Raw genomic sequence first — 6,510 nt, 5'->3', positions numbered from 1 at the left:
GGCGTGGTTCGACCGGCTGGGTCTGCCTCGACTCTGCTGACCTCAACTTCTCGAACCGCCCGGTGCGGACCCGCATGCCGGGTGGTGTGGCAGGGGCGCGGCCAGATGGCCGCCTCCTATGCCGATTTTTCAAACGCCAAAAAAGTACCCAAAAAGGCTCGCCCCAAGCGTCCGGCCCCTCGCCTGGGCTCGGCGTTCCTTCGTTCCGGTATCCATCCGGGGACACTGCCCTCCGGTCTGCTTCGCGACGACCTACATGCAGCGTGTTCGACTGCGTCGAACGGCGCTGCGCGCCACTCCCCGGATGAACACCTCCACTCAGCCTCCCGAAAGGGGCGGGCAGATCAAAATCAAAAGCAGGCGAGCTAACGCTCGGCCTGTTGAGTGGTGAGAAGCAAAAGCCGCACGCCGCTCTGCTTTATGTAGGAGCGAGGCTTGCCCGCGAAGGCGGCCTGACAGCCGACCAATCTCTTGCAGGTGTTCACCGAACCCTGTGGGAGCTGGCTTGCCTGCGAAAGCGGCCTGACAGCCGCCATTATCTTGCAGATGTACATCAATCCACTGTGGGAGTGAGCCTGCTCGCGATGGCGGCCTGACAGCCGACCAATCTCTTTCTGCTGTCCCGATTGATCGTTCCCTACGCTCCGCACGGGAATGCAGCCAGGGACGCTCCGCGTTCCATTTTTGTGTGTTGAAAGATGTGTAAAAAGCACAGCGATTTCCCACGCACTTTTCAGGTTGCCGGGTAGGAAGCAGTCTCTCTAACCTCTGGCTGTCGCTGAAACTCAGCGATCGGGTGTGAGAGCCCGGTAACTTATGGTCATCCAGTGTCTGTACACGCATAATCGCCGCCAGCTTACTCGCTGCCAGTAAATGCGTTATGGCGGCTGTGTGCGGGCGGACTTCGGTCCGGCCGGGTGTCCATAACCGGTCTTCTCACCTCGCACATAGCTGCCACCTCTTCGCCGTGTGAGAAGCGGCAAGTGGAGGCTCCAACGCTGGAGAAATTCAATGGACAAATTAATTCCCGACCCACCCTTCAACACCACCACCCCCAACACCGAAGCCTCCGAAGCCGAAGCGCTCCTCAGCGACCGCGAAGCCATTAAACGCGCCCTCGATTACTACCTCGACCCGCCCGACCAATACATCGAAAAACCCCGTCGCCCCAGCACGATGTTCATGATCGCCCCAGAAATGGACAGCGAAAGTCTCCTGGTCCAAGCCTGTGAGTCCCTGGCCTCGGCGAGCGTCATGGCCAGTGATTTCGCCGCGAACCTGATCGGCCCGCAGCGTCACACGGTATTGGCCATTCAGCAGATCATCATGCTGGCGGAGTTGGCGGTGAACCGAGCCTTGGATAACGTCGATCCGGCGTAGTAGTTCAAAGACCGCGTTATCGTTCATCGCGAGCAGGCTCGCTCCTACAGGAGATCGAGTGGGTTTCATAAATGGTGTGTCCACCCGTACCCACTATAGGAGCGAGCCTGCTCGCGAGGCGGCCGGACAGCCGACCCATTTTTCAAGGCCGCTCAGGGCTCTCTGACTGTTCTCCAGCCCATAAAAAAACCCGGCATAAAAGCCGGGCTTCTTGTCTGGCATCGATCTTAAGCCTTGAAGGTTTTGCCTTCAAATTGCTCAGCCACGAATTTCCAGTTGACCAGGTTCCAGAACGCTTCGACGTATTTCGGACGAACGTTGCGGTAGTCGATGTAGTAAGCGTGTTCCCAGACGTCGCAGGTCAGCAGCGGGGTGTCGCCGCTGGTCAGCGGGTTGCCGGCGCCGATGGTGCTGGCCAGGGCCAGGGAACCGTCAGCCTTTTTCACCAGCCAGCCCCAACCGGAACCGAAGGTGCCGATGGAGGTTTTGCTGAATTCTTCTTTGAACTTGTCGAACGAACCGAAGGAAGCGTTGATGGCTTCAGCCAGCGCGCCGGTTGGTTGACCACCGGCGTTTGGCGCCAGGCAGTTCCAGTAGAAAGTGTGGTTCCAGACCTGAGCGGCGTTGTTGAAGATACCGCCCGAGGAAGATTTGACGATTTCTTCCAGAGTCTTGCCTTCGAACTCGGTGCCTGGCACCAGGTTGTTCAGGTTCACGACGTAGGTGTTGTGGTGCTTGTCGTGGTGGTATTCCAGAGTTTCCTTGGAAATGTGCGGCTGCAGGGCATCGTGTGCGTAAGGCAGCGGCGGCAATTCGAAAGCCATGATGATTCTCCTAATCAGGTCAGTTGCGGTGAGCGCAAGGCCGATCACGGGCGGCCAGACAAGCGCCGGGGAGTTTGTACTCTTTGCGGCGCATCGGATCGGATCATAGCACCGGGGGTGCGGCATAACCACGCAACAACTGTGTGGAATAGAGGTTCCAGAGCCTTTTGGAATAATCAGGGCGCTACGATTAATTGAAACGCCACTGCAAACATCATCACCGCCACCAACAGATCGAGAATCCGCCAGGTGCTGGGCCGGGCCAGCCAGGGTGCCAACCATGCGGCGCCCAGTGCCAAGGTGAAAAACCACAACAACGACGCGCTCGCGGCCCCCACCACATAAGCGCCGGGCTCGGTTTGTTGCGCGCCGAGAGAGCCGATCAACAGCACCGTATCCAGATAAACGTGCGGATTGAGCAGGGTCACGGCAAGGGCACTGAGCATCACCGCGCGCAGGGAGCGCGCGGTCTGGTTTTTACCTTGTTGCAGGCTTTGTTTTGAACAGGCCCGACGCAGCGCCTGACTGCCATACCAGATCAAAAATACGGCGCCTCCCCAGCGGGCGACCGCCAGCAGGGTCGGGTTTTGCGCCAGCACCGTCGCCAGCCCGAACACCCCGGCGGCAACCAATAAGGCATCGCAGGTCACGCACAACGCCGCCACCGGCAGGTGGTGTTCACGCCGCAGGCTTTGCGCCAGCACAAACGCATTCTGGGTGCCGATCGCCATAATCAGCCCCGCGGCCACCAGCAGGCCGTTCACATAGCTTTGCCACATAAGGTTTACTCCGCGTTGGCCGCCAGATCCCGCAGTACTTGCAGGGCGCGTTGGGCATCGGCCTGACCGACGAACAGGTGATCGTGGTAGTAACCGGCGATCACGTTGCAACTGATGCCGGCCTGGCCCAATGCCGTGGCGAAGGCGGCGGTCAGGCCGACGGCTTCGAGGGCCGAGTGCACGTTCAAGGTGATCCAGGCCGCGACGTAGTCGAAGCTGAAACCGGCCTGTTCGGCGTGGGAACGTTCCAGAATCACTGTCAGGCCTTCCTGCTCGCGAAAGCTGCCGACGATCTCGAGACCGGCGGGCAACTGGCCGTCGCGCAGCGTGCAGAACACGTATTCGCCGTCGTTGAGCTGCGGGCTCATGCTGCGCAGCAGCGTTGCCAATGAAGTTTCGCCAGCCATGTCGGTGATCCTTGTTCAAGAGTTCTTGCTGGCCATTCTCCAGTGCAACGCTGTATAAGAAAAACCAATCATGCTGATCGCTCATTAGGAAAACTGATGTTCGACTATAAATTGCTTTCTGCCTTGGCCGCGGTGGTCGAGCAGGCTGGATTTGAACGCGCCGCGCAGGTGTTGGGTTTGTCGCAGTCGGCGATCTCCCAGCGCATCAAACTGCTGGAAGCACGGGTCGGCCAGCCGGTGTTGGTGCGGGTCACACCGCCGGCGCCCACCGCGATTGGTCGGCGGTTGCTCAACCATGTCCAGCAGGTGCGTTTGCTTGAACGCGATCTACAGACGCTGGTCCCGGCGCTGGATGAAGAAGGCCTGCCGGAGCGTCTGCGCATCGCCCTTAACGCCGACAGCCTTGCCACGTGGTGGGCCGCAGCCGTCAGTGATTTCTGCGCTGAGCAACACCTGCTGCTGGATCTGGTCGTCGAAGACCAGACGGTCGGACTCAAACGCATGCGTGCTGGGGAAGTGGCCGCGTGTATCTGCGCCAGCGAGCGTCCAGTGGCTGGCGCGCGCAGCGTGTTATTGGGCGCCATGCGTTATCGAGCGCTGGCCAGCCCGGCGTTCATCGCGCGGCATTTTCCTGAAGGCGTGCGGGCTGATCTGCTGGCGAAGACCCCGGCGCTGGTGTTCGGCCCGGACGATTTCCTACAGCATCGCTACCTCGCGTCCCTCGGTGTTGATGGCGGTTTCGAGCACCATTTATGCCCATCGTCTGAAGGCTTCATTCGTTTGACCGAAGCCGGACTTGGCTGGGGCCTGGTGCCTGAATTGCAGGTGCGCGAGCAACTGGAACGCGGTGTATTGCAGGAGCTTTTGCCAGATAAGCCCATCGATGTGCCGCTGTACTGGCATCATTGGCGCAACGGCGGTCAGCTTCTGGGGTTGTTGACCGATCAATTGGTGCGCTCATCCAGGCAATGGCTGGTGCCGTTGGACTGACGGGCAGCGTCAAGACTCACGCATTACGCAAAACGAAAGACATCGGAGCTCTACATGAAAATTCTGGTCACCGGCGCAAGCGGCTTCATTGGCGGACGCTTTGCGCGTTTCGCCCTGGAGCAGGGCCTGGACGTGCGGGTCAACGGTCGCCGGGCCGAAAGCGTCGAACACCTGGTGCGCCGTGGCGCCGAGTTCATCCAGGGCGACTTGAGCGACCCGGAACTGGCGCGCGAGCTGTGTTCCGATGTCGAAGCCGTGGTGCATTGCGCCGGCGCGGTCGGTGTGTGGGGGCGTTATCAGGACTTTCACCAAGGCAACGTGCAAGTCACCGAAAACGTGGTCGAGGCCTGTCTGAAGCAGCGCGTTCGACGCCTGGTGCATTTGTCGTCGCCGTCGATCTACTTCGATGGCCGTGATCATCTGGGGCTGACCGAAGAACAGGTGCCTAAACGGTTCAAGCATCCCTATGCCGCCACCAAATTCCTCGCCGAGCAAAAAGTCTTTGGTGCTCAGGAATTCGGCCTCGAAACCCTGGCCTTGCGCCCGCGCTTCGTGACGGGGGCGGGTGACATGAGCATCTTCCCGCGCCTGCTGAAGATGCAGCGCAAGGGACGCCTGGCGATCATCGGCAACGGCCTGAACAAGGTCGATTTCACCAGCATGCAAAATCTCAACGAGGCGTTGCTTAGCAGCTTGCTGGCCAGCGGTTCGGCACTGGGCAAGGCCTACAACATCAGCAACGGTACGCCGGTACCGTTGTGGGATGTGGTCAATTACGTCATGCGCAAAATGGAAGTCCCACAAGTGACGCGCTACCGTTCTTACGGTCTGGCCTACAGCGTTGCCGCGCTCAACGAAGGGGTATGCAAGTTGTGGCCGGGCCGTCCCGAGCCGACGCTGTCGCGACTGGGCATGCAGGTCATGAACAAAAATTTCACCCTGGACATCAGCCGCGCCCGGCATTATCTGGATTACGATCCGAAAGTCAGTCTCTGGACGGCCCTTGATGAATTCTGCGGCTGGTGGAAGGCCCAGGACATTCGCTGACTTTCCAGTTGCCCGTCTGCCAGCACTGAACCGAGTTTGGCGTTGAGGGTCAATCGGTGCGGCAGTGGGGTTTATACTCGCCGCATACAGCCATCACCGCGTTCTACAAAGGTTGACTCAATGTCCATGCGTAACGATGCCAACGACGACTTCGATTTACCGAGCCTGCGCGCAGACGTCCCCGATGACGATGATTTTCCGACCACTGCTCGCACCTCCGTGCACTCGCGGACGGCGCCGGTGGTCAAAGTCAAAAGTGCCAGCACCGGTCCTCTGTGGGCCTTGGTAGGCGCCTTGTTCTTTGCCTTCGCCGGCCTTGCCTGGTGGAGCTTTCAGCAGATTTCGCTGATGGAACAGCAACTGGTGGCCACCCAGGAAAGTTTCGCGCGCATCAGTGAGGATGCGGCGGGGCGGTTGCAGGATATTTCCGGCAAGGTTGTCGCCAGCCAGACCAACGTCACCAGCGACAGCGAAGCCTTGAAGCTGCAAATCAAGCAGCTGGAAACCCAACTGCTGGATCAAGGCAAGCAGCAGCAAGGCGTTGTCGGTCAGACCAGCGATCTGGACAAGCGTCTGGCACAGATGACCGCGCAAACCACCGATCTGGACAAGCGCCTGGCGCAGATGACCGCCCAGAGCACCGAACACCAGACCGCCAATACGCAATTGCAGGCGCAGGTCAACGCCTTGAACACCGAGTTGGCCGCGCTGAAAAGCGCCCCGGACGACAGCAGTAAATTCGACGCCCAGCTCAAAAGCCTCGGCGCCGACATCGTTGCACTGAAGAAACAAGGCAACCCAAGCGCCGCCATCGAGCGTCTGGAACAGGACATGATCGTGCTCAAAAGCGAGCAGGACAACCGCCCAACTCCTGCGCAAGGCACCACCAATACGGCGGAGTTCGACGCCTTCCGCGGGCAGACCACCCGCAACATCAACACGCTTCAGGCGCAGATTCAGAATCTGCAGCAACAGCTCCGCGCCCGGCAGTAAGCCTTAAACAGGCCGATGTAGCAGCTGTCGAGCGCCAGCGAGGCTGCGTTCGGCGGCGAAGCCGTCGCGAGATCAGGCGATATGTTTTTC

7 protein-coding genes are annotated in these 6,510 nt (G+C 59.8%); 4 read left to right on the top strand and 3 right to left on the bottom strand.

Annotated features, from left to right (window positions below; genetic code table 11):
- The first annotated feature begins 1,011 nt into the window (after positions 1-1,011).
- The gene (locus EYC95_RS28330; protein ID WP_131063268.1) at positions 1,012-1,380 is read left to right on the top strand and encodes a DUF6124 family protein; all 369 of its coding nucleotides are present in this window, start codon (positions 1,012-1,014) and stop codon (positions 1,378-1,380) included.
- A gap of 227 nt (positions 1,381-1,607) precedes the next feature.
- Here the strand turns inward: EYC95_RS28330 and EYC95_RS28325 are convergent, their stop codons facing one another.
- The 3 genes from EYC95_RS28325 to EYC95_RS28315 form a co-directional block, all read right to left on the bottom strand.
- Positions 1,608-2,204 carry a superoxide dismutase gene (locus EYC95_RS28325; protein WP_010457614.1) on the bottom strand — a complete coding sequence of 199 codons (597 nt, stop codon included), beginning with the start codon at positions 2,202-2,204 and terminating at the stop codon, positions 1,608-1,610.
- Positions 2,205-2,380: 176 nt separating this feature from the next.
- On the bottom strand, positions 2,381-2,983 hold the full coding sequence (locus EYC95_RS28320) for a LysE/ArgO family amino acid transporter (RefSeq protein WP_131063267.1): 603 nt from the start codon (positions 2,981-2,983) through the stop codon (positions 2,381-2,383).
- A 5-nt stretch (positions 2,984-2,988) separates the two neighbouring features.
- Positions 2,989-3,390 (bottom strand): ACT domain-containing protein, encoded by a 402-nt coding sequence (locus EYC95_RS28315; protein WP_131063266.1) that lies wholly within the window; start codon positions 3,388-3,390, stop codon positions 2,989-2,991.
- Between the two features lie 96 nt (positions 3,391-3,486).
- Here EYC95_RS28315 and EYC95_RS28310 point away from each other — a divergent pair, with 96 nt between their 5' ends.
- The 3 genes from EYC95_RS28310 to EYC95_RS28300 all read left to right on the top strand — a co-directional run bounded on the left by EYC95_RS28310 (position 3,487) and on the right by EYC95_RS28300 (position 6,420).
- On the top strand, positions 3,487-4,380 hold the full coding sequence (locus tag EYC95_RS28310; protein WP_131063265.1) for a LysR family transcriptional regulator ArgP: 894 nt from the start codon (positions 3,487-3,489) through the stop codon (positions 4,378-4,380).
- 54 nt (positions 4,381-4,434) lie between these two features.
- On the top strand, positions 4,435-5,427 hold the full coding sequence (locus EYC95_RS28305; protein WP_131063264.1) for an NAD(P)-dependent oxidoreductase: 993 nt from the start codon (positions 4,435-4,437) through the stop codon (positions 5,425-5,427).
- A 120-nt stretch (positions 5,428-5,547) separates the two neighbouring features.
- Positions 5,548-6,420 (top strand): ATPase, encoded by an 873-nt coding sequence (locus tag EYC95_RS28300; protein ID WP_131063263.1) that lies wholly within the window; start codon positions 5,548-5,550, stop codon positions 6,418-6,420.
- Positions 6,421-6,510 lie beyond the last annotated feature (90 nt).

Origin of the sequence: Pseudomonas sp. BGI-2 (assembly GCF_004310295.1) — a bacterium.
In the GTDB taxonomy this organism is placed as follows: Bacteria; Pseudomonadota; Gammaproteobacteria; order Pseudomonadales; family Pseudomonadaceae; genus Aquipseudomonas.
This window is presented reverse-complemented; position numbering and strand designations above follow the sequence as displayed.